6 protein-coding genes are annotated in these 22,974 nt (G+C 71.9%); all 6 read right to left on the bottom strand.

Features of this window, described 5'->3' with window-relative positions; genetic code table 11:
* Positions 1-2,798: type I polyketide synthase (locus AXW62_RS16910; protein WP_159060892.1), on the bottom strand; the 2,798-nt coding region annotated here is incomplete at its 3' end.
* A 94-nt stretch (positions 2,799-2,892) separates the two neighbouring features.
* Positions 2,893-14,730 carry a type I polyketide synthase gene (locus AXW62_RS16905; RefSeq protein ID WP_060945265.1) on the bottom strand — a complete coding sequence of 3,946 codons (11,838 nt, stop codon included), beginning with the start codon at positions 14,728-14,730 and terminating at the stop codon, positions 2,893-2,895.
* 265 nt (positions 14,731-14,995) lie between these two features.
* Positions 14,996-15,202, bottom strand: coding sequence for a ferredoxin (locus tag AXW62_RS16900; RefSeq protein ID WP_060945264.1), 207 nt, complete (start codon positions 15,200-15,202; stop codon positions 14,996-14,998).
* Positions 15,203-15,421: 219 nt separating this feature from the next.
* Positions 15,422-16,621 carry a cytochrome P450 gene (locus AXW62_RS16895; RefSeq protein WP_252368631.1) on the bottom strand — a complete coding sequence of 400 codons (1,200 nt, stop codon included), beginning with the start codon at positions 16,619-16,621 and terminating at the stop codon, positions 15,422-15,424.
* A gap of 462 nt (positions 16,622-17,083) precedes the next feature.
* The gene (icmF, locus tag AXW62_RS16890; protein ID WP_060945263.1) at positions 17,084-20,335 is read right to left on the bottom strand and encodes a fused isobutyryl-CoA mutase/GTPase IcmF; all 3,252 of its coding nucleotides are present in this window, start codon (positions 20,333-20,335) and stop codon (positions 17,084-17,086) included.
* 771 nt (positions 20,336-21,106) lie between these two features.
* On the bottom strand, positions 21,107-22,450 hold the full coding sequence (gene gdhA, locus AXW62_RS16885) for an NADP-specific glutamate dehydrogenase (RefSeq protein WP_060945262.1): 1,344 nt from the start codon (positions 22,448-22,450) through the stop codon (positions 21,107-21,109).
* Positions 22,451-22,974 lie beyond the last annotated feature (524 nt).

Raw genomic sequence — 22,974 nt, 5'->3', positions numbered from 1 at the left:
GCGTCCGCGCTCAAGCCGTCACCGGTGGCCGCCTCGGCCGCCGGGCCGGCGTCCAGCCAGTACCGCTGGCGCTGGAAGGCGTAGGTGGGCAGGTCGACGGGGTGCGCACCGGTCCCGGCGAACACCGTCCGCCAGTCGACGGTGATGCCGCCGGCGTGGGCCTCGGCCAGGGAGGTCAGGAACCGCTCCAGGCCGCCTTCGTCACGGCGCAGCGAGCCGATGGCCGCCACGGGGGTGCCGCAGTCGTCAGCCGTCTGCTCGATGCCCACGGTCAGCACCGGATGCGGGCTGGCCTCCACGAACGTCTGGAAGCCCTCGCCGAGGAGCACCCGTACGGTCTCGTCGAAACGCACTGTCCCGCGCAGATTGCGGTACCAGTAGTCGGCGTCCAGCTCCGTGGTGTCCAGCACATCGCCGGTGACGGTCGAGTAGAACGGCACCGAGGAGGAGCGCGGAGCGATCCCGGCGAGGGTGCGCCGGATCTCCGCTTCGAGGCTCTCGACGTGGGCGCAGTGCGAGGCGTAGTCCACGGGGATGCGGCGCGCCCGGACCTCCTCCGCCGCGCACGCCGTCAGCAACTCGTCCAGCGCGTCGGCGTCGCCGGAGACGACGACCGCCGAGGGCCCGTTCACCGCCGCCACCGACAGCCGCTCGCCCCATGCCGCGAGCCGTTCCCGTACGCGGTCCACGGGCAGCGCAACCGACACCATGCCACCGCGCCCGGACAGCACCCGCAGCGCCTGGCTGCGCAGGGCCACCACCTTCGCGGCGTCCTGAAGCGACAACGCGCCGGCCACGCACGCCGCCGCGATCTCGCCCTGGGAGTGGCCGATGACCGCCGCGGGCTCCACGCCGTACGAGCGCCACAGCTCCGCCAGCGACACCATCACCGCGAACAGGGCGGGCTGCACCACCTCCACGCGCTCCAACGCGGACGCGGCGCTCTCCCCGCCGCGCAACACCTCCACCAGTGACCAGTCCACATGCGGCGTCAGTGCCGCCGCGCACTCGTCGATCCGCCGGGCGAACACCGGCGAGGACTCCAGCAGCCCGGCCGCCATCCCCACCCACTGCGACCCCTGGCCGGGGAAGACGAACGCGACCCCGGCACTGCGCCTGGCGACGCCTTCGACCAGTCCGGAGGTGCCCCGGCCGGCGAGGTGATCCGCCAGGGCCCGTACCGCCTCCGCGCGGTCCGGGGCCAGCACGACCGCACGGTGATCGAAGGCGGTCCGGGTGGTGGCCAGGGACAGTCCGATGTCCTCCGCCGCGACCTCCGGGTGCCGCTCCACGTGGTCCAGCAGGCGCGTGGCCTGGGCGCGCAGCGCGGCCTCGGACGTGCCCGACAACGGCCAGGGGACGAGCGGCAGCGGCGTCCGGGCCTCCTCCGCCGCATCGGCGCCGGACGGTGGTGGCGGCGCCTGCTCGATGATGGCGTGGGCGTTGGTGCCGCTGATGCCGAACGAGGACACACCTGCCCGGCGCGGCTCCTCGCCCTCGGGCCACGCGGTGGCCTCGGTGAGCAGTGCGAGGGTGCCCACCGACCAGTCCACGTGCGGGGACGGCTCGTCGATGTGCAAGGTGGGGGGCAGCACACCGTGCCGCATCGCCAGCACCATCTTCATCACACCGGCCACACCGGCCGCCGCCTGCGTGTGTCCGATGTTCGACTTGACCGACCCCAGCAGCAGCGGCTGATCCGCGGCACGCTCACGGCCGTACGTGGCCATCAGCGCCTGCGCCTCGATCGGGTCGCCCAGTTTCGTACCCGTCCCGTGCGCCTCCACGGCGTCCACCTGCCCGGCCGTGAGGCCGGCGTTGGCGAGCGCCTGGCGGATCACTCGCTGCTGGGACGGGCCGTTGGGGGCGGACAGCGCACTGCTCGCACCGTCCTGGTTGGTCGCCGTGCCCCGGACGACGGCCAGCACCGGGTGCCCGTTGCGCTGGGCGTCGGAGAGCCGCTCCAGGAACAGCATGCCGACACCCTCGGCGGGCCCGAAACCGTCGGCCGCCGCCGCGAAGGGCTTGCACCGGCCGTCCGCCGCGAGCCCGCGCTGCCGGCTGAAGCCGACGAACGTGCCGGGCGTGGCCATGACGGTGACACCACCGGCCAGCGCGAGGGAGCACTCTCCCTGGCGCAGGGCCTGTACCGCCAGGTGCAGAGCGACCAGCGAGGAGGAACACGCAGTGTCCACCGAGACGGCCGGCCCCTCCAGGCCCAGGGTGTAGGCCACGCGCCCGGACACCACGCTGATGGCACTGCCGGTCACCAGGTGGCCCTCGACCCCGTCGGGGGCCTCGTGCACCCGCGGCCCGTAATCGGGGGCCACCGCGCCGACGAAGACTCCGGACCGGCTGCCCCGGAGCGAGGCCGGATCGATGCCCGCCCGCTCGATGGCCTCCCACGAGGTCTCCAGCAGCAGCCGCTGCTGGGGGTCCATCGCCAGCGCCTCACGCGGTGAGATGCCGAAGAAGTCGGCGTCGAAGTCGCCGACGTCGTAGAGGAATCCACCCTCCCGCGCATAGGAGGTGCCCGACCGGTCGGGGTCCGCGTCGTAGAGCGAGCCGAGATCCCAGCCGCGGTCGTCGGGGAACGGGGCGATGGCGTCCTCGGCTCCGCTCAGCAGCCGCCAGAACTCCTCGGGCGAGTTCACCCCGCCGGGGAAGCGGCAGCTCATCCCGACGATCGCGACCGGCTCGCGGGCCGCGGACTCCACGTCCTGCAGGCGCTGCCGCGTCTGGTGCAGATCAGCCGTCACCCGCCGGAGGTAACCGAGCAGCTTTTCTTGTTCCGACATCAGAACCTCTCGGGGTCGCGCTTCGGGAGCGGGGTGGTCGGCGGGCAGGTGGGGTGGCATCGGGGGTGCGCCGTGGTGGCGACCGCTGGTCTGGTCACGACGTCCCGAACTCCTGGTCGATGAAGGCGAAGAGCTCGTCGGCCGCCGCCGTCTCCAGGTGGTCGGCGACGTCGTCCGCATCGCCGGAGCCATGGGCCGGACCGCCGGCCGGGCCCTCCGGTGCCGGGCCGCCACGGCCGCCGTCCCACTGGGACAGCAGGCGCTTCAGCCGGCCGGCCACCATCGCCCGGGTGTCGTCGTCGGCCGCCGCGTCCGTGCCGCGCAACGCGGCTTCCAACCGGTCGAGTTCGGCGGCCACGTCGGGGACGTCGCCCGCCGCCGCCGGAGCGATCTCCGCGTCCAGGTGCCCGGCCATCGCGGCGGGGGTCGGGTAGTCGAAGATGAGGGTCGCGGGCAGCCGCAGCCCGGTGGCCGCGTTCAGCCTGTTGCGCAGCTCGACCGCGGTGAGCGAGTCGAAGCCCAGCTCCAGAAAACCGCGGTCGGTGGCCACCGCCGACGCCGTCCCGTGGCCGAGGACCGTGGCGGCGTGCTCCTGGACCAGACGCAGCAGCGTCCGCCGCCGCTCCACCGGGCCGAGCCCGGCCAGCCGCCGCGCCAGCGGCGCCTCCTGCTCACCGGGGCCTTCCTGAACCGAGGCACGCCGCTGCGGGACGGCCCGCCGGACGAGTCCGTTGAGCAACGGGGGCACCGGCGTGGTGTCGGCCGCCAGGTGGCCGAGGTCGAGCCGCGCGGGTACCACCACGCCCTCGGCCAGCCGGCCGGCCGTGTCGAACAGCCGCAGCCCCTCCTCGGAGCTGAACGGCACCAGTCCGCCCCGGGTCATCCGGGAGAGGTCCGCCTCGCCCAGATGTCCGGTCATCCCGGAGCGCTCGGCCCACAGGCCCCACGCGAGCGACACTCCGGGCAGGCCCATCGCCCGGCGCCGCTGGGCCAGTCCGTCCAGGAACGTGTTGGCGGCGGCGTAGTTGGCCTGTCCCGCGGAGCCCAGGACACCGGCGGCCGACGAGAACAGGGCGAACATGGCCACATCGAAACGGCGCGTCAGCTCGTGCAGATGCCACGCCCCGTCGACCTTGGCGCGCAGCACCGCGTCGAGCCGCTCCGGGGTCAGCGAGGTCACCGTGCCGTCGTCCAGGATGCCCGCGGCGTGGACCACACCGGTCAGTCCGTGTCCATCGGGCAGTCCCGCCAGCAGTTCCGCCAGCGCGTCGCGGTCGGCGACATCGCAGGCGGCGACCGTGACCGAGGCCCCCAGGCCGGTCAGCTCCGCTTCGAGCTCCGCCATGCTCCCGGCCGCGCGGCCACGGCGGCCGACCAGCAGCAGCCGGCGGATGCCGTGCTCCGCCACCAGATGCCGGGCGATCAGTCCGCCCAGGACACCGCCGGCACCGGTGATCAGTACGGTCCCCTCCGGGTCCAGCGTGGCCGGAACGCTCAGCACCAGCTTGCCCACATGGCGCGCCTGGCTCATGAACCGGTACGCCTCGGGGGCCCTGCGCACATCCCACACCCGTGCGGGCAGCGGCTCCAGCACACCGCGCTCGAAGAGGGCCACGATCTCCGCGAGCATCTCCCCGATCCGTTCGAAGCCCGCCTCCGCCAGGTCGAACGCCCGGTACAGCACGCCCGGACGGGCCGCGGCCACCTCGTCGGCGGACCGCACATCCGTCTTGCCCATCTCGATGAAGCGCCCGCCCTCGCCGAGCAGCCGCAGCGACGCGTCGACGAACTCACCGGCCAGGGAGTCCAGGACGACATCCACCCCACGACCGGCCGAGGACTCCCTGAACCGCTCCTCGAACTCCAGCGTCCGCGACGACGCGATATGCGCCTCGTCCAGCCCGAGGCCGCGCAGGACGTCCCACTTGGCCTCGCTCGCGGTCGCGAACACCTCGACGCCCCAGGCCCGTGCCAGCTGTACCGCCGCCATCCCCACACCACCGGCGGCGGAATGGACCAGCAGCGATTCACCGCGCCGCAGGTCCGCCAGCTCCCGCAGCGCGTACAGAGCCGTCACGAACACGACGGGGACGGACGCTGCCTCGGTGAAGGACCAGCCGTCCGGGATCCGCACCAGGGTGCGGTGGTCCACCACGGTCAACGGCCCGAAGCCACCGGACCACAGCCCCATCACCCGGTCGCCGACGGCGAGGGAGGCCACGCCGGGACCGGTGGCCACGACCACACCGGCCCCCTCGCCCCCCATCGGGGCCTGACCCGGGTACATGCCCAGGGAGATGAGGACGTCGCGGAAGTTCAGGCCCGTGGCACGTACGGCGACGCGTACCTCGTGTTCGCCGAGTTCGCCGGTGGCGTCGGTGGCCGTGGCCAGGGTCAGCCCCTCCAGCGTGCCCGCCCCGGAGGTCTCCAGCCGCCACGCCTGCGCACCGTCCGGTGGCGTCAGCACACCGCTCGCGGTGCCGGCGGCCAGACGTGGCACCAGTACCTCGGCACCGCGCACGGCGAGCTGCGGTTCCCCGGTGGACACCGCCTGGTGCACCACGGCGAGCGATGCCTCGGCGCCGTCCACGTCCAGCAGGACGAACCGGTCCGGATGCTCGGCCTGCGCTGACCGCACCAGCCCCCATACCGGGGCGGCCGCCAGGTCACGCGGGTCCGCGCCGTCCTCGGTCGCCATCGCGCCCCGGGTGACGAGCACCAGCCGTGCCTCGGCGAACCCGTCCTCCGCCAGCCAGGCCCGCACCGTGTCCAGGGCCCGGTGGGCCACCGCCCGCGTGGCCGGGACGACGTCCTCGCCGGGGTCGGAGGACACCGTGACGAACACCAGGTCCGGCAGGGGAGCGCCCGATCGCACATGTTCCGCGAGAGCGGCCAGGTCGGCGTGTTCGTCCACCGACCCGTCGGCCGCCTTCAACGCCCTGGCCAGGCCGAAGGCGTCCGGTCCGGCTACCGCGCAGCGGTCGGTGGCGGGCGCGGTGCCGGCGGCGGGGGCCGCGACCCACTCCACCCGGTACAGCGACTCGTCGTCGGCGGACGACGCGAGCTGTGCTTCCGAGACCGGCCGGGTGACCAGCGCGTCCGCCGTCGCCACCGGCGTACCGGCGGCGTCGGCCACCAGCACGGACATTCCGTCCGCTCCCGTGCGGGCCAGCCGTACCCGCAGGGACGTCGCGCCGGTGGCGTACAGCGACACACCGCTCCAGACGAACGGCAGCCGGATCCCGTCCGCGCTCCCGTCCCCCTCCGCGGCGGCGCACACCAGCCAGGCGTGCAGCGCCGTGTCGAGCAGCGCGGGGTGCAGCCCGAACCGGGCGGCCTCCGCCCGCGACTCCTCCGGCAGCGCCACCTCCGCGAAGACCTCGTCGCCCTTGCGCCAGACGGCACGCAGCCCCCGGAACACCGGTCCGTACGCCAGCCCGGTGGCCGCCACGTCCTGGTAGAAGCCGGCGGTCTCGACCGCTTCCGCCCCCGCCGGCGGCCATGCCGTCAGGTCCACCGGGCCGATCGCCCCGCCCGCGGCGGACGCCAGGGCCAGCATGCCCTTCGCATGGCACGTCCACGGCGCGTTCGGAACGTCGCCACGGCGGGCGTACACGCCGAACTCGCGCTGCCCGTCCGGCTGGGGTCCGCTCACGACCAGCTGCACCTGGACCGCCCCCTCCTCGGGCAGCACCAGGGGCGCCTCCAGGGTCAGCTCCTCCAACCGGTCGCAACCGACCGCGTCACCGGCCCGCGATGCCAGCTCGACGAACGCCGTACCGGGCAGGATGACCCGGCCCAGCACCGCGTGGTCGGCGAGCCAGGGATGGGTGCGGAGCGACAGCCGACCGGTCAGCAGGAACCCGTCGGAGTCGGGCAGCGGGACGGCGGCGCCCAGCAACGGATGTCCGGCCGAGTCCAGTCCCACCGACGCCACATCCCCGGCGTCATTGGCTTCGGTGTCCAGCCAGAAGCGCGCGCGCTGGAAGGCATACGTCGGCAGCTCCACGCGCCTGGCCGCCGTTCCGGCGAACATCCCCGCCCAGTCGACGGACACACCGCCCACATACGCCTCGGCCAGGGAGGTCAGAAAACGCTCCAGGCCACCTTCCGCACGGCGCAGCGACCCCACGACGGTGACCTGAGTGGCCTGGTCCTCGGCCGTCTGCTCCACCCCCATGGTGAGCACCGGATGGGCACTGGCCTCGATGAACACCTGGAAACCGTCGGCCAGCAGGACACGGACGGTCTCGTCGAAGCGCACCGTCTGACGGAGGTTCCGGTACCAGTACCCGGCGTCCAGACCGGCCGTATCCACCACCCCGCCGGTCACCGTCGAATAGAACGGCACCGACGAGGAGCGCGGGGCGATTCCCGCGAGGATCTGCTGAAGCTCGTCCTCGATGGCCTCGACGTGGGCGCAGTGGGAGGCGTAGTCCACGGGGACCCGACGCGCCCTGATCCCCTCGCCCTCGCAGACCTCCAGCAGCTCGTCCAGCGCGTCGGCGTCGCCGGAGACCACCACCGCCGAGGGCCCGTTCACCGCCGCCACCGACAACCGCTCACCCCACCGGGCCAGCCGCTCCCGCACCTCCTCCACCGGCAACGACACCGACACCATGCCCCCACGCCCCGACAACGCCCGCAGCGCCTTGCTCCGCAACGCCACCACCTTCGCGGCGTCCTCCAACGACAGCGCACCCGCCACACACGCCGCCGCGATCTCGCCCTGGGAGTGGCCGATGACCGCCGCGGGCTGCACACCGTAGGAACGCCACAGCTCCGCCAGCGACACCATCACCGCCCACAGCGCCGGCTGCACCACATCCACCCGCTCCAACGCCTCGGCAGCGCCCTCACCGCCCCGCAGCACCTCCGCGAGCGGCCAGTCCACGAACGGCGCCAACGCCGCCGCGCACTCACCGATCCGTTCCGCGAACACCGGCGAGGACTCCAGCAGCCCCGCCGCCATCCCCACCCACTGCGACCCCTGACCAGGGAAGACAAGCACCGCGCGGTCCCGAGCGGCTGCCGGCCCCCGGACCACACCGGGTGCCGTACGCCCCTGGGCCAACGCTTCCAGGCCGCTGTCGAGACCGTCCCCGTCGCCCGCCAGCACCACCGCGCGGTGTTCGAACACACTGCGCGTGGTCGCCAACGACAGTCCGATGTCGGCGGGCGAGACGTCGCGACGCTCGCGCACATACGCCAGCAGCCGCTCCGCCTGCGCCTCGACCGCGGTCTCCGACCGTCCGGAGATCACCCAAGGCGTGATCTCCTGCGGTTCCGCGGCGGGTGCGTCGTCCTCGGTGGCACGGCTGGGAGCGTCGTCGAGCGGGGCCTGTTCCAGCACGGTGTGGGCGTTGGTGCCACTCATCCCGAAGGAGGAGACCGCCGCGCGCCGCGGCCGCCCCGTCTCCGGCCAGGGCGTCTCCTCCGTCAGCAGGCGCACGCCGCCCGCGGACCAGTCCACATGCGACGACGGCTCGTCGACGTGCAGCGTCTTCGGCAGCGCGCCATGCCGTATCGCCATCACCATCTTGATGACACCGGCCACGCCGGCTGCCGCCTGCGCATGGCCGATGTTCGACTTCACCGAGCCCAGCCACACCGGCTGGTCCGCGGGCCGGTCCTGGCCGTAGGTGGCCAGCAGGGCCTGCGCCTCGATGGGATCGCCCAGCTTGGTGCCGGTGCCATGGGCCTCGACCGCGTCCACCTCGGCCGCCGACAGCCGGGCGTTCGCCAGCGCGGCGCGGATCACCCGCTGCTGAGACGGGCCGTTCGGGGCGGTCAGGCCGTTGGTCGAACCGTCCTGGTTGACCGCCGAACCCCGGACGAGGGCCAGCACCTGGTGCCCGTTGCGCCTGGCGTCCGACAGCCGCTCCACGAGCAGCAGCCCGACGCCCTCGGCGAATCCGAAGCCGTCGGCGCGATCGCTGAACGCCTTGCACCTGCCGTCCACCGACAGCGCGCGCTGACGGCTGAAGTCCACCAGCCCGACCTGTGTGGACATCACCGTCGCACCACCGGCCAGCGCCATGTCGCACTCACCCTGGCGCAGCGCCTGGACCGCCAGGTGCAGCGCGACCAGCGAGGACGAGCACGCGGTGTCCACCGTCACGGCAGGGCCCTCCAGACCCAGGGTGTAGGAGATCCGGCCCGAGGCCACGCTGCCCGCGCTGCCGGTGCCGAGGTAGCCCTCGAAGCCTTCGGGGGCGTTCCCCTGCAGACGCGTGCCGTAGTCGTTGTAGACGACGCCGACGAACACGCCGGTCCGGCTCCCCTTCGCCGTCTCCGGAGCGATACCGGCCCGCTCGAACGCCTCCCACGACGCCTCCAGCAGCAGTCGCTGCTGCGGGTCCATCGACAGCGCCTCACGCGGCGAGATCCCGAAGAACGCCGGGTCGAACTGGTCCGCCTCGTAGAGGAAGCCACCGTTGCGGACGTAGTGCGTGCCCTCCCGCGAGGGGTCCGGGTGGTACGTCGACTCCAGGTCCCAGCCACGGTTGGACGGGAGCGACGACGTGGCATCGGTGCCCGCCATCACCAGCCGCCACAGCTCCTCGGGGGTCCCCACCCCACCGGGGAAACGGCAGCTCATGGCCACGATCGCGATCGGCTCGTCGTCGGTGCGCGCCGGGGCCCCGTCGGCTCCGCCCGCCGCCGGTGCCACGGCGGCCGTGTCCGGGGACCCGAGAATCTCCGCACGCAGATGGCCCGCCAGCACCGTCGGGTTCGGGTAGTCGAAGACGAGCGTCGCCGGGAGACGCAGACCCGTTTCCGCACTCAGCCGGTTCCGCAGTTCCACGGCGGTGAGCGAGTCGAAGCCCAGTTCCTTGAAGGGCCGTCCCACCTCGACGGTGTCCGACGTCGCGTGTCCCAGGGCAGCGGCCACCTGGACGCGGATCAGCTCCTCGAGCAGGAACCGCTCCTGATCCGCCTCGGACATGCTCATCAGCCGCCGGCGCAGGCGGGCGGAGACGTCGTCCACGTCCGCGGCACCGGCGCCCGCGACACGACGGACCGTCATGCCCGGCACGACGGTGCGGAAGAGGGCGGGGAGTTCGGCGCCCCGCGCACGCAGCGCCGGGATGTCCAGCCGCACCGCCACCTGGACCGCCGGGTCCGAGACCAGCGCCGCGTCGAACAGCTCCAGCCCCTCGTCCGTGGCCAGTGGGGTCAGGCCCGAGCGGGATATCCGCTCGATGTCGTCCTCGCCGAGGTGTCCGGTCATGCCGCTGGCCTCGGCCCACAGACCCCACGCCATCGACACACCCGGCAGCCCCTGAGCCCGGCGCCACGACGCCAGACCGTCCAGGAACACATTCGCCGCCGCGTAATTGCTCTGCCCCGCACCCCCCAGAACACCCGTGGCGGAAGAGAACAGCACGAACGCCGACAGGCCCATCCCCTCGGTCAGCTCGTGCAGGTTCCACGCCGCGTCCACCTTCGCCCGCAGCACCGGCTCGATCCGCTCACGGGTCAGCGACGTGAACAACCCGTCGTCGAGCACACCCGCCGCATGCACCACACCACTCAGGCCGAAGCCCTCCGGCAGCCCCGACAGCACCCCGGAAAGCGCCTCACGGTCCGCGGCGTCACACGCCACGATCAGCACCTCGGCCCCCGCCGCCGCCAACTCCGCCCGCAGCTCGGCCGCCCCGTCCGCCTCCGCGCCACGGCGGGACATCAACACCAGCTTCCCGACGCCGTGCCGGGCCACCAGATGCCGAGCCACCACCCCACCCAGAACACCCGTACCACCGGTCACCAACACCGCGCCGGAACCGAACACCTCCGACTCGGCACCGCCCGCCCCCGGCACCACCCGGCCCAGACGCGGCACGCGGACCTCACCCGAGCGCACCACCACCTGTGCCTCCCCCGAGGCCAGTACCAGGGGAAGAACGCCGGCCACCCCATCCAGGTCATCGGTGTCCAGCAGCACCACGCGCCCCGGATTCTCCGACTGCGCCGACCGCACCAGGCCCCACACCGCGGCCCCCGCCAGATCCTGCACACCCGCCGCACCCTCACCCGCGTCCACGGCGCCACGGGTCACCACGACAAGCCGCTGACCCACCGAGCCATCATCGGCAATCCACGCCTGGGCCCGCTGCACCACCTCGAAGACCCGCTCGTACACCTCCGCCACCACATCGGAACCGCCCGAAACCACCCGCACGACCTCAGCCGTCGCCTCGCCCCCGCCCTGAACCAGGGCACCGGGCACCGGCACCCACTCCACCCGGAACAGCGCCTCCTGCGCCACCCCGCCCGCGGCGTTCAGCTGACCGGCATCAACCGGCCGCAGCACCAGCGACTCGACGGAGGCCACCACACGCCCCGACTCGTCCCCCACCTGCACCGACACCGCATCCGTCGCGGAGTCCGCCGGGGCCAGCCGCACCCGCAGCGCCGTCGCGCCCACCGCCTCCAGGGAGAACCCGCGCCAGGAGAACGGCAGCAGGCTCCCCGAACCGCCCGTCAGCCCCTCACTCACGCCCATCGCGTGCAGCGCCGCGTCGAACAAGGCCGGGTGCAGACCGAACTCCGCCGCCCGCTCCCGCTCCTGCTCCGGGAGCGCCACCTCGGCGAACACCTCGTCACCACGCCGCCAGGCACGCTCCAGCCCCTGGAAAACGGGCCCGTACCGCAGCCCGTTCTCCGCCGCCCGCTCATACTCACCCGCCACGTCCGCGACCTCGGCACCCGCCGGAGGCCACACCCCGAAGTCGAACGAGACCCCGGACGCGGGGGCGGCCGCACCCAGCACACCATGGGCGTGCCGCACCCACGCGGCGTCCTCGCCCTCCGTCTCCCTCCGCGAGAACACACCGACCTCGCGGAAACCGGACGCGTCCGCCTCCCCGACCTCGACCTGAAGCTGCACCCCGCCCTTCTCCGGCACGATCAGCGGCGCTTCCAGGATCAGTTCCTCCACCCGGCCGCAGCCGACCTGGTCGCCCGCCCGCACCACCAGCTCGACGAAGGCCGTCCCCGGCAGCAACATCACCCCATGCACGGCGTGATCCGCCAGCCACCCATGCGTGGCCAACGACAACCGGCCGCTCAGCAGCACCCCGCCACCACTGGCCAGCGACACCACGGCGCCCAGCAGCGGATGCCCCAGCGAACCCAACCCCACCGAACCCACGTCGCCCACACCCGCGGGGGTATCGAGCCAGAAGCGCTCCCGCTGAAACGCGTACGTCGGCAGTTCCACACGACGGGCACCGCGGCCCTCGAACACCTTGGGCCAGTCGACACCGGCTCCGCTGACGTGCAGTTCGGCGGCGGAGGTCAGGAAGCGCTCCAGGCCGCCCTCGTCACGCCGCAGCGTGCCCACCACCACCGCCTGGGCCTCGGCCGCCTCCACCGTCTGCTGCACCGGCAGGGTCAGCACCGGATGCGGGCTCACCTCGACGAACACGGTGTGGCCGTCATTCAGCAGGATGCGGGTAGTGGACTCCAGCTCCACGGTCTGCCGCAGGTTGCGGTACCAGTACTCCGCGTCCAGCCCCGCCGTGTCCACCAGCTCGCCGGACACCGTCGAATAGAACGGCACCTGGGACGAACGCGGCTCGATGTCCGCCAGGACCTTCAGCAGTTCCTCGCGGATCGACTCCACATGCGCGGAGTGCGAGGCATAGTCCACCGGCACCCGGCGGACCCGCACCTCCTCGCCCTCCAGCTCCGCGACCAGCTCGTCCAGCGCCCCGGGGTCGCCCGACACCACCACCGAGCCGGGGCCGTTGACCGCCGCCACCTCGACCGAGCCACCCCACCGGGCAATCCGCTCACGCACCTGGTCCACCGGAAGCCCGACCGACACCATGCCACCACGACCCGCCAGACCCGCCGCGATCGCCTGCGACCGCAACGCCACCACCTTCGCGGCGTCCTGGAGCGAGAGCGCGCCCGCGACGCAGGCCGCGGCGATCTCGCCCTGGCTGTGGCCCATCACCGCATCCGGCTCCACACCCACCGAACGCCACAACCCCGCCAACGACACCATCACCGCGAACAACACCGGCTGCACCACATCCACCCGGTCATAACCAGGAGCACCCTCCACACCACGCAGCACATCGGTCAACGACCAGTCCACATACGCCGACAGAGCCGCCTCGCACTCGGACACCGACTCGGCGAACACCGGCGAGGACTCCAACAGCCCCACCGCCATCCCCACCCACTGCGCACCCTGACCCGGGAACACGAAAACCGAACGACCGGGTGTCTCCGCGTCGCTTCCCCCGACCACGCCCGGGGCCTCCGCCCCCTCGGCCACGGCCTCCAGGCCCTGGAGGAGTTCCTCACGGTCGGTCCCGATCACCACGGCCCGCTGCTCGAACGCGGACCTGGTCGACGCCAGGGACAGCGCCACATCAGCGGGAGCCAGCTCCGGGCGCTCCGCCACGAACTCCCGCAGCCGGCCGGCCTGCGCCCGCAGGGCGGCACCGGTCTTGCCCGACACCAGCCAGGCCAGCGGACCGTCGACGGTCTCGGCCTCGGCGACCTCCTCCGCCTCGGCCTCCGGCGCCTGCTCCAGGATCACGTGCGCGTTCGTCCCGCTCACCCCGAACGACGACACACCGGCCCGGCGCGGCTCACCCGTCTCCGGCCACGGCCGCGCCTCGGTCAGCAGCTCCACCTGGCCCTCGGACCAGTCCACGTGGCTGGTCGGAGCGTCGACGTGCAGGGTCTTCGGCAGCACGCCGTGGCGCATCGCCATCACCATCTTGATGACCCCGGCCACACCGGCCGCGGCCTGGGTGTGGCCGAGGTTCGACTTCAGCGAGCCCAGCCACAACGGCCGTCCTTCGGGACGGTCCTGACCGTAGGTGGCGAGCAGCGCCTGCGCCTCGATCGGGTCGCCCAGCGACGTGCCCGTACCGTGCGCCTCCACCGCGTCGATCTGGGCGGCGGTCAGCTCGGAGTTCTCGAGCGCCTGCCGGATCACACGGCGCTGTGAGGGACCGTTGGGAGCGGTCAGACCGTTGCTCGCGCCGTCCTGGTTCACCGAGGAGCCGCGTACGACCGCCAGCACCTGGTGTCCGTTGCGCCGCGCGTCGGACAGCCGCTCCACCAGGAGCACACCGACGCCCTCGGACCATGTGGTGCCGTCGGCACCTTCGGCGAACGCCTTGCACCGGCCGTCGGCGGCCAGTCCGCGCTGCCGGCTGAAGGTGACGAAGCCCTTGGGGCTCACCATGACCGTCGCGCCGCCGACCAGCGCCATGGAGCACTCGCCCTGGCGCAGCGCCTGCGCCGCCAGGTGCAGGGCGACCAGCGCCGAAGAGCACGCGGTGTCGACCGTCAGCGCGGGGCCTTCGAACCCGAAGGTGTAGGAGACGCGGCCCGATGCGATGCTGGTGGTGGCCCCGTTGTGGAGGTAGGGCTCGATCTCGTCCGGCACCTGCGCCGCCTCGGAGGCGTAGGTGGTGTGCATGGCGCCGGTGAAGACGCCCGTCTGGCTGCCGCGCATCGACGCGGGGTCGATGCCCGCCCGCTCGAAGACCTCCCAGGACGTCTCCAGCAGCAGCCGCTGCTGGGGGTCCATGGCGAGCGCCTCACGGGGCGAGATGCCAAAAAACGCGGAGTCGAATTCGTCCGCGTCGTGGAGGAAACCGCCTTCGCGTACATAGCTGGTTCCCGGGTGGTCCGGGTCCGGATGGTAGATCCCTTCCAGGTCCCAGCCGCGGTTTGTGGGGAAGGGCGAGATGGCGTCCGTGCCTTCGGCCACCAGGTGCCACAGCGCCTCCGGAGAGTTCACTCCACCCGGAAAGCGGCAGGCCATACCGATGATGGCAATGGGCTCGGTGGCAGAGCTTATCAGCTGGCGGTTCTGACGCCTGAGCCGCTCGATTTCCTTGAACGACTTGCGCAGTGCTTCAACGGCTTTGTTCTGGTTGGATGCAGCAGGCATCGGAAACTCCACACTTAACGCGTCGTTCGCTGGAGAGCGCAACGGTTCTAAGAAATCATCAACACACGCATTGCCAGGCTGACACCGGCCACACTATCCGCACGTCTGTAAGGGAAACCCTAGAAACCGCGCGGGCGCGGTTGAGGTTTCCGGACATGCCAACGGGGGCCGGTTTCCCGGCCCGTGTTCCCCTCTTGTTTCCTGTGGGTTTCCGCCGCTGTTGGTTCTCCGGCTGCTGGTAGTCCGCCTGTTCGTGCTGCGTTTTTCACGCGCCGGGGTCGTCTTCGAGGCGGATAGCGCCGGTCGGACAGCGGGATACGACGTCTCGCAGGGTGTCCAGCCGCACAGCCTCGGGCCGCGCGTCGAGCAGAACGACGGTGCCGTCCTCGTCGCTCTGGTCGAACAGGTCGGGCGCGATGAGCGCGCACTGACCTGCCGCGCAGCACGCCTCACGGTCGGCGGTGATCCTCATCGGGTCTCAGTCCTACCTTGTGGGTCGGGAGGGGCGGGCCGTTCACGGGCCGGCTCGCCAGGGTCCGCGCGGCCGGGCTGTGCCTGCGGCCGACGCGGCGGTGTCTTGTCGGGATCGAAAGGTCCTGGCCCCCGGGTGGACCCAGGGCCCTGGACCCCGGGTGGATCAGAGGTCCCGGGCTCCCTCCGGGTGGATCAGAAGTCCTCGGATGCCGGGTGTTCAGTCGTCCCAGGTGACCGGCAGGGCCCTGGGGCCGTAGTGCACGAAGTCGTCGCGCATGGGGACCTCGTCGGCCGGGACGGCCAGTCGGAGCCCGGGGAACCTGTCGAACAGGGCCTCGTAGCCGACGCTCAGGATGGTGCGGGCGAGGTGCTGGCCGAGACACTGGTGGACGCCGTGGCCGAGGGCCAGGTGCCCGTGGTCCTTCCGGGCGATGTCGAGCCGGTCGGGATCGGCGTAGCGCTCGGGGTCGCGGTTGACGGCGGGGAGGGCGACGGTGACCACTTCGCCCTTCTTGATGGTCCGGCCCGCGAACTCGACGTCCTCCAGGGCCCACCGGCTGGCCCCGAGGTGGGAGATGGTGAGGAAGCGGAGGAGTTCCTCGACGGCGCCCCCCATGAGCTCCGGGTCCTCCTGGAGCTTGGCCAGCTGGTCGGGGTGCTCGAGCAGGGTGTAGACGCCCATGGCGAGCATGTTCCCCGTGGTGTCGAACGCCCCGGTGATCAACGTGGCGGCCATGCCCATGAGTTCCTGCTCATCGAGCTGCCCGCCACGGATCAGGTCGCCCAGGATGTCGTCCCGGGGATCGTCCATCCTGGCCGGTATGAAGCGGGCCAGGAATCCGCTCATCCCGGACACGGCGGCGAGGGCCTCGGGGACGGTGCAGGAGAGCCGGCCGAGCGTCTCCACGTGCCGCTGGAGGCTCTTTCGCTCCGCTTCGGGGACACCGATCATCTCGCACATCACCCGGGCGGGAACGGAATCGGTGAAGATCTCGACGAGATCGGCACCCGGTCCGGCCTTTTCCAGGTCGTCGAGTTGTTCGTGCACGATTCGCTCGATCATTGGCGCCAGGTCACGCGTGCGGCGGACCGTGAAAAAGCCGGTGACCATCTTGCGATAGTGGCTGTGGACCGGGTCGTCCGTCTTGGCGAAAGCGCCGGGGTCGGCCGGGCGGTCGTACTGCAACTCCGTGGCGACAGGCGAGACTATACCTTCCTGGCGGGCACTGAAGCTCTTATGGGTGAGCAGCGCCTTCGCTTCGGCATGGCGGGTGATGAGCCAGCCGGGCGATCCGCCAGGGTAACTGATGCGGGTAATCCTGTCCCGCTCGCGCAGGGGGGTGTAGCCATCCGGAGGATTGAAGGGGCAGCTCCGCTCGGTGGGCAGGGCCACGGGGGGATGCGGTGCGTCGACCAAGACTCCTCCATCGATTTCATAATCCATGTATCGAGGTCGTCGGCGGCTACACCGCCTGGCTCAATGCCGATGCTAGCTTCACCGTCGCCCCGGAAGCGCACAGGAAGGGCCCGGCGGGCATCGTCTGCATATTTCCTTAGACATAAGCGGAATCTATTGACCCGGTACGCCTGGGAGAACTCAGCCTGCGGGAGGTCGTCCGAGCGTTGTGGCCTGGCCGCCTCGCCTACCTGCTTCCCCGGATACGCCGTCGTCAATCACGGCTGACGGCCCCTCCTGACCTGCGGCCGTTCATCCGCGGTTCAGCGTTCCGGACAGGTACCGGACAGGTACCGGACAGCAGGGTCCACTGTCCCGAACAGTAGCCGGAGTTGCGCCGGACCTCCGCCGCGGACCGCTCGCACCGCACGGGCCGCCCGCACCACGTGGGCCGGGCCGTCACCGGCCCGGCCCGGCCCGCGGTCAGACGTTGCGCCGGTATTCGCCGCCGACCTCGAAGAACGCCTCGGTGATCTGCTGGAGGGAGCAGACCCGGGCGGCGTCCATGAGCACCGCGAAGACGTTCCGGCCGCTGACGGCGGCCTCCTTGAGCGCGGCCAGGGCGGCGGGCGCCTGCTCACGGTGGCGGTCCCGGAAGTCGCCGACCCGCTTCAGCTGGGACCGCTTCTCCTCCTCCGTGGCCCGTGCCAGCTCGACGGTCCGCTGGCCCTGTTCAGTGTCGGCGTGAGGGTGGCGGAAGGTGTTGACGCCGATGATGGGCAGGGTGCCGTCGTGCTTGCGCTGCTCGTACAGCATGGACTCGTCCTGGATACGGCCGCGCTGGTAGCCGGTCTCCATGGCGCCGAGCACACCGCCGCGCTCGCTGATCCGGTCGAACTCGCTCAGCACCGCCTCCTCCACCAGATCGGTGAGCTCGTCGATGATGAAGGAGCCCTGCAGCGGGTTCTCGTTCATCGCCAGGCCCCACTCCCGGTTGATGATCAGCTGGATGGCGAGCGCACGGCGCACCGAGTCCTCGGTGGGGGTGGTGACGGCCTCGTCGTAGGCGTTGGTGTGCAGGCTGTTGCAGTTGTCGTAGATGGCGATCAGCGCTTGCAGGGTGGTGCGGATGTCGTTGAAGTCCATCTCCTGGGCGTGCAGCGAACGGCCGGACGTCTGCACGTGGTACTTCAGCTTCTGGCCGCGTTCACCGGCGCCGTAGCGTTCCCGCATGGTCACCGCCCAGATGCGGCGGGCCACCCGGCCGAGCACGGAGTACTCCGGGTCCATGCCGTTGGAGAAGAAGAACGACAGGTTGGGGGCGAAGTCGTCGATGTGCATGCCACGGGCGAGGTACGCCTCGACGTAGGTGAAGCCGTTGGCGAGGGTGAAGGCGAGCTGGCTGATCGGATTGGCCCCGGCCTCGGCGATGTGGTAGCCGGATATGGACACCGAGTAGAAGTTGCGCACCCCCTGCTCGATGAACCACTCCTGGATGTCGGCCATCATCCGCAGGCTGAACTCGGTGGAGAACAGGCAGGTGTTCTGCCCCTGGTCCTCCTTGAGGATGTCGGCCTGCACCGTGCCGCGGACGCTGCGCAGCACTCCGGCCCGGATCCGCTCGGCCTCCTCGGCGCTCGGTGCGTGCCCGTGCTCGGCGGCGTAGGCGTCGAGCCGCTGGTCGATCGCGGTGTTGAGGAAGAAGGCGAGGATGGTCGGCGCCGGACCGTTGATGGTCATGGACACCGAGGTGGTGGGGGCGGTCAGGTCGAAGCCGTCGTAGAGCGCCTTCATGTCCTCCAGGGTCGCCACCGACACCCCCGAGGTGCCGACCTTGCCGTAGATGTCGGGGCGCGGGTCCGGGTCGCGGCCGTAGAGGGTGACCGAGTCGAAGGCGGTGGACAGCCGGGTGGCCTCGCTGCCCTCGGACAGGTAGTGGAAGCGGCGGTTGGTGCGGAACGGATCGCCCTCGCCGGCGAACATCCGCGCCGGGTCCTCGCCCTCCCGCTTGAACGGGAACACCCCGGCGGTGAACGGGAAGAACCCCGGGAGGTTCTCGGAGCGCAGGAACCGCAGCAGCTCGGCCTGGTCGGTGTAGCGCGGCAGCGCCACCCGGGGGATCCGGTTGCCGGACAGCGACTCGCGCACCAGGGCGGTGCGCAGCTCGCGGTCGCGGACGGTGACGACGAGCTCGTCGCCGGAGTAGTCGCGGACGGTCCGCGGCCAGTCGGCCAGCGCTCGGCGCGCCTCCGGCGCGAAGCCTTCCTCCGCGTCCCGGAGCAGCTTTCCGACGTCGTCGGTGTTCGCGCCGATGGCGGCGAGTTCGTCGCGGACGGCCGTCAGCTGCTGGATCCGGCGGGCCTGCCGGGCCAGGACGTCGGTCTGCTGGTGATAGCCGCGCACCGTCTCGGCGATCTCCGCCAGGTAACGCACCCGGGACGGGGGCACGACCTGGGCGGCGCCGCTGGAGTGCCGCACCGTCACCTCGGGGAGCGCGCCCGGCCCCACCGGCAGGCCGCGGTCGGCGAACAGGCCCCGCAGGTGCTGGTAGAGCGCGGTGACCCCGTCGTCGTTGAAGGTCGAGGCGCTGGTTCCGAAGACCGGCATGTCCTCCGGCCGCTGTCCGAACGCCTCCCGGTTGCGCACCAGTTGGCGGCCCACGTCGCGCAGCGCGTCCTTGGCCCCGCGCCGCTCGAACTTGTTGATGGCCACCACATCGGCGAAGTCGAGCATGTCGATCTTCTCCAGCTGGGAGGCCGCGCCGAACTCGGGCGTCATCACGTACATCGACACGTCCACGTACGGGACGATCGCGGCGTCTCCCTGCCCGATGCCCGGTGTCTCCACGATCACCAGGTCGTAACCGGCCGCCTGGCAGGCCGCGATGGCGTCCGCCAGGCCCACCGGGATCTCGCGTCCGCCACGGGTGGCCAGCGACCGGAAGAACACCTTGTCGCCGTCCAGGCAGTTCATCCGGATCCGGTCGCCCAGCAGCGCGCCGCCGCCACGCCGCCGGGTCGGGTCCACCGCCAGCACCGCGACCCTGAGCTTGCCCTCCTGGTCGGTACAGAGCCGGCGCACCAGTTCGTCGGTCAGCGAGGACTTCCCCGAGCCACCGGTGCCGGTGATCCCGAGGACCGGTGCCCGGTGGGACGCCGCGGCTTCGCGCAACACGCTCAGCTCCGGCTCGGCCACCGCACCGGCCTCCAGCCCGGTGAGCAGCCGGGCCAGCGCCGGCCTCTCCCCCGCCAGCACCTCGTCCAGGGCGGCCGGGGCCAGGTCCCACAGCGCGGCGTCGCACGCCTCGACCATGGAGTTGATCATCTTGGCCAGGCCGAGGCGCTGGCCGTCCTCCGGGGAGAAGATCCGCACACCGGCGCGGGACAGCCGGGCGATCTCCTCCGCGACGATGACCCCGCCGCCCCCGCCGAAGACCTTCACGTGTCCGGCGCCCCGCTCGCGCAGCAGCTCCACCAGGTACTCGAAGTACTCGATGTGTCCGCCCTGGTAGGAGCTGATGGCGACGCCCTGGACATCCTCCTCCAGCGCCGCCGTCACCACCTCGTCGACCGAGCGGTTGTGCCCGAGGTGCACCACCTCGGCTCCCTGGGCCTGCAGGATGCGCCGCATGATGTTGATCGCCGCGTCGTGCCCGTCGAAGAGGCTGGAGGCCGTGACGAACCGGACCGGGTGGATCGGGCGGTACAGGGAGTCAGCGGGGGCGGAAGCAGACAAGGCGTCCTCCAGACTGCCGCCGAGGCGGCATGAACACGTACCCATGCGGGAGGGAGCGAACGGACACGCCCCTGCGCGGACGCGGCCACACCCCGTCCCACGGCTCAGCAGTGGTTACCGAAAGTGATGTACTAGGAAGACCTAGTAAATCCGACGGCCGATGGCCCCACAACCCCTCTTCGCGGTGACTCCCCCGCGGGCACTGTCAGATGCGTCACGCTCGCCCGGCGGGCCCGGTGGGGCCGGTGGGCCCGGCGGGCCTGGCGGGTCTGGTGGGCCGGTGAGGTCCGGCGGGTCCGTGCGGCCTGGCGGAGCCAGCGGGTCCGGGCGGCCTGGCGGGTGCGTGCGGCCCGGCGGGTGCAGTGGATCCGTGCGGCCCGGCGGGTCCGGTGGGCCCGTGCGGCCCGGCGGGTGCGGGCGGCTCGGCGGGTCCGGTGGGGCCGTGGGGTCCGGTGGGGCCGTGGGGTCCGGTGGGGCCGTGGGGTCCGGCGGGGCCGTGGGGTCCGGCGGGTCCGTGCGGTCCTTGCGGCCTGGCGGTCCGGCGGGTCCGTACGGCCTGGCGGGTGCGACAGGCCGGTGAGGTCCGGCGGCCCCGGGCGGACTGGCGGATCCGGTGGGCCCGTTCGGCCCAGCGGGTGTGGCGGCCCGGCGGGTGCGGCGGCTGGGGCCGCCCGCCCGGTCATCGGCCGAAGACCAAGCCGAAGCCCCCTGGGGGACGTCGGCACGTGGGCACGTCGGCCGAGGAACCGGGCGGGCGGCGCCGGTGGTGCGTCAGACGACGCCCTGCGCGAGGACGGCCTCGGCCGTCCGCTGGAAGCCCGCGATGTTGGCGCCGAGCACGTAGTTCTCCGGGTCCCCGTACCGCGCGGCCGTCTCACGGCACTGGGTGTGGATGTCGCGCATGACCTCGCCGAGCCGGGCTTCGGTCTGCGCGAAGGTCCACTGATCGCGGGACGCGTTCTGCCGCATCTCCAGCGCGGAGGTGGCGACCCCGCCGGCGTTGGCGGCCTTGCCGGGACCGAAGAGCACACCCGCCTCCCGCAGGACCCCGACCGCCGTGGGCGTGCACGGCATGTTCGCCCCTTCGGCGACGGCCAGCACACCGTTCTTGACCAGGGCGACCGCACTCTGTTCAGTCAGCTCGTTCTGCGTGGCACACGGCAGCGCGATATCGCAGGGGATGTCGAACACCGACCCCCGGCGGGAGAACGACGCGGTCGGCCGCGCCTCGGCGTATACCTCGATCCGATCCCGGCGCACCTCCTTGATCTCCTTCAGCAGTTCCAGGTCCAGGCCGTTCTCGTCGACGAGGTAGCCGGAGGAGTCGGAGCAGGCCACCACGCGCCCGCCCAGCGCATGGATCTTCTCGATGGCGTAGAGCGCCACGTTCCCGGACCCCGAGACGACCACCCGGGATCCGTCGATCTGCCGGTCGCGGGTCGCCAGCATCTCCTGGACGAAGTAGACGGTGCCGTAGCCGGTGGCCTCGGTGCGGACGTGGGAGCCGCCCCAGCCGACCGCCTTGCCGGTCAGCACACCGGCCTCGAAGCGGTTGGTGATCCGCTTGTACTGACCGAAGAGGTAGCCGATCTCGCGGGTGCCCACCCCGATGTCCCCGGCCGGGACATCGGTGTGCTCGCCCAGGTGGCGGTGGAGTTCGGTCATGAAGGACTGGCAGAACCGCATGACCTCGCCGTCCGAGCGCCCCTTGGGATCGAAGTCGGCCCCGCCCTTGCCACCACCGATGGCCAGACCGGTCAGCGCGTTCTTGAAGATCTGCTCGAAGCCGAGGAACTTCACGATGCCCAGATTGACGCTGGGGTGGAACCGCAAACCGCCCTTGTACGGCCCCAACGCGCTGCTGAACTCCACCCGGAAGCCCCGGTTCACCTGGATGTCACCGTGATCGTCGGTCCAGGGGACCCGGAAGATGAGCTGTCGCTCGGGCTCGCACAGGCGCTCCACCACTCGGCCGTCCACGTACTCCGGGTGCGCCCGGAGCACCGGTTCGAGGCTGTGCAGCACCTCCGCCGCCGCCTGGTGGAACTCCGTCTCTCCGGGATTGCGCCGGAGGATCTCCGCGTAGAGGTCCTCGATGGTGGCGCTCACGTTCATCTGTTTCTTCTCTCGCGTGAAGGCCCGGACGGGCCGGGGGCGTTCAAGGACGGGACGGTCATGGACGGGACGGTCAAGGACGGGACGTTCACGGACGGGACGTTCACGGACCGGGGCGAAGCGCCGGGGCACCGGGGAGACTAGCGCTGCCCGGCAGCGCGTGCTCGCCCCCGGGTGGCCGCACCGCCGGGCAAGGCGGGGTGGGCCGGGTGGTGAGCACTCCTTGCGTCATACACCGCTCCGTTCCTGCTTCCACTCATTGGAAAGTGCATCTACTCAACGGGAAACATCGTCAGGAGGGCCGCTGCGCAATGTCAACCAAGGTCCGTCAAGGCCGCCCGCGCTGCCCGAGGAAGGCCCTGGCACGCGCCCAGGGCCTGATCGGGTGCCTCTTCGGGCACGGAGTGCCGCCGGGGACCGTGTGCGCCCCGGGTCCTCCGCCGGGCCGGACTGGCCGCCGGGGGGCCGTGCGCCGCCCGGCCGGTCGGCACGGCGCGGCGCGGCCAGTCGGCGCGGTGCGGACC

The sequence above is a fragment of the Streptomyces hygroscopicus subsp. hygroscopicus genome, from assembly GCF_001553455.1.
In the GTDB taxonomy this organism is placed as follows: Bacteria; Actinomycetota; Actinomycetes; order Streptomycetales; family Streptomycetaceae; genus Streptomyces; species Streptomyces hygroscopicus.
Note: the sequence above shows the minus strand (reverse complement) of the source record. Positions and strands in the feature narration are given on the sequence as shown.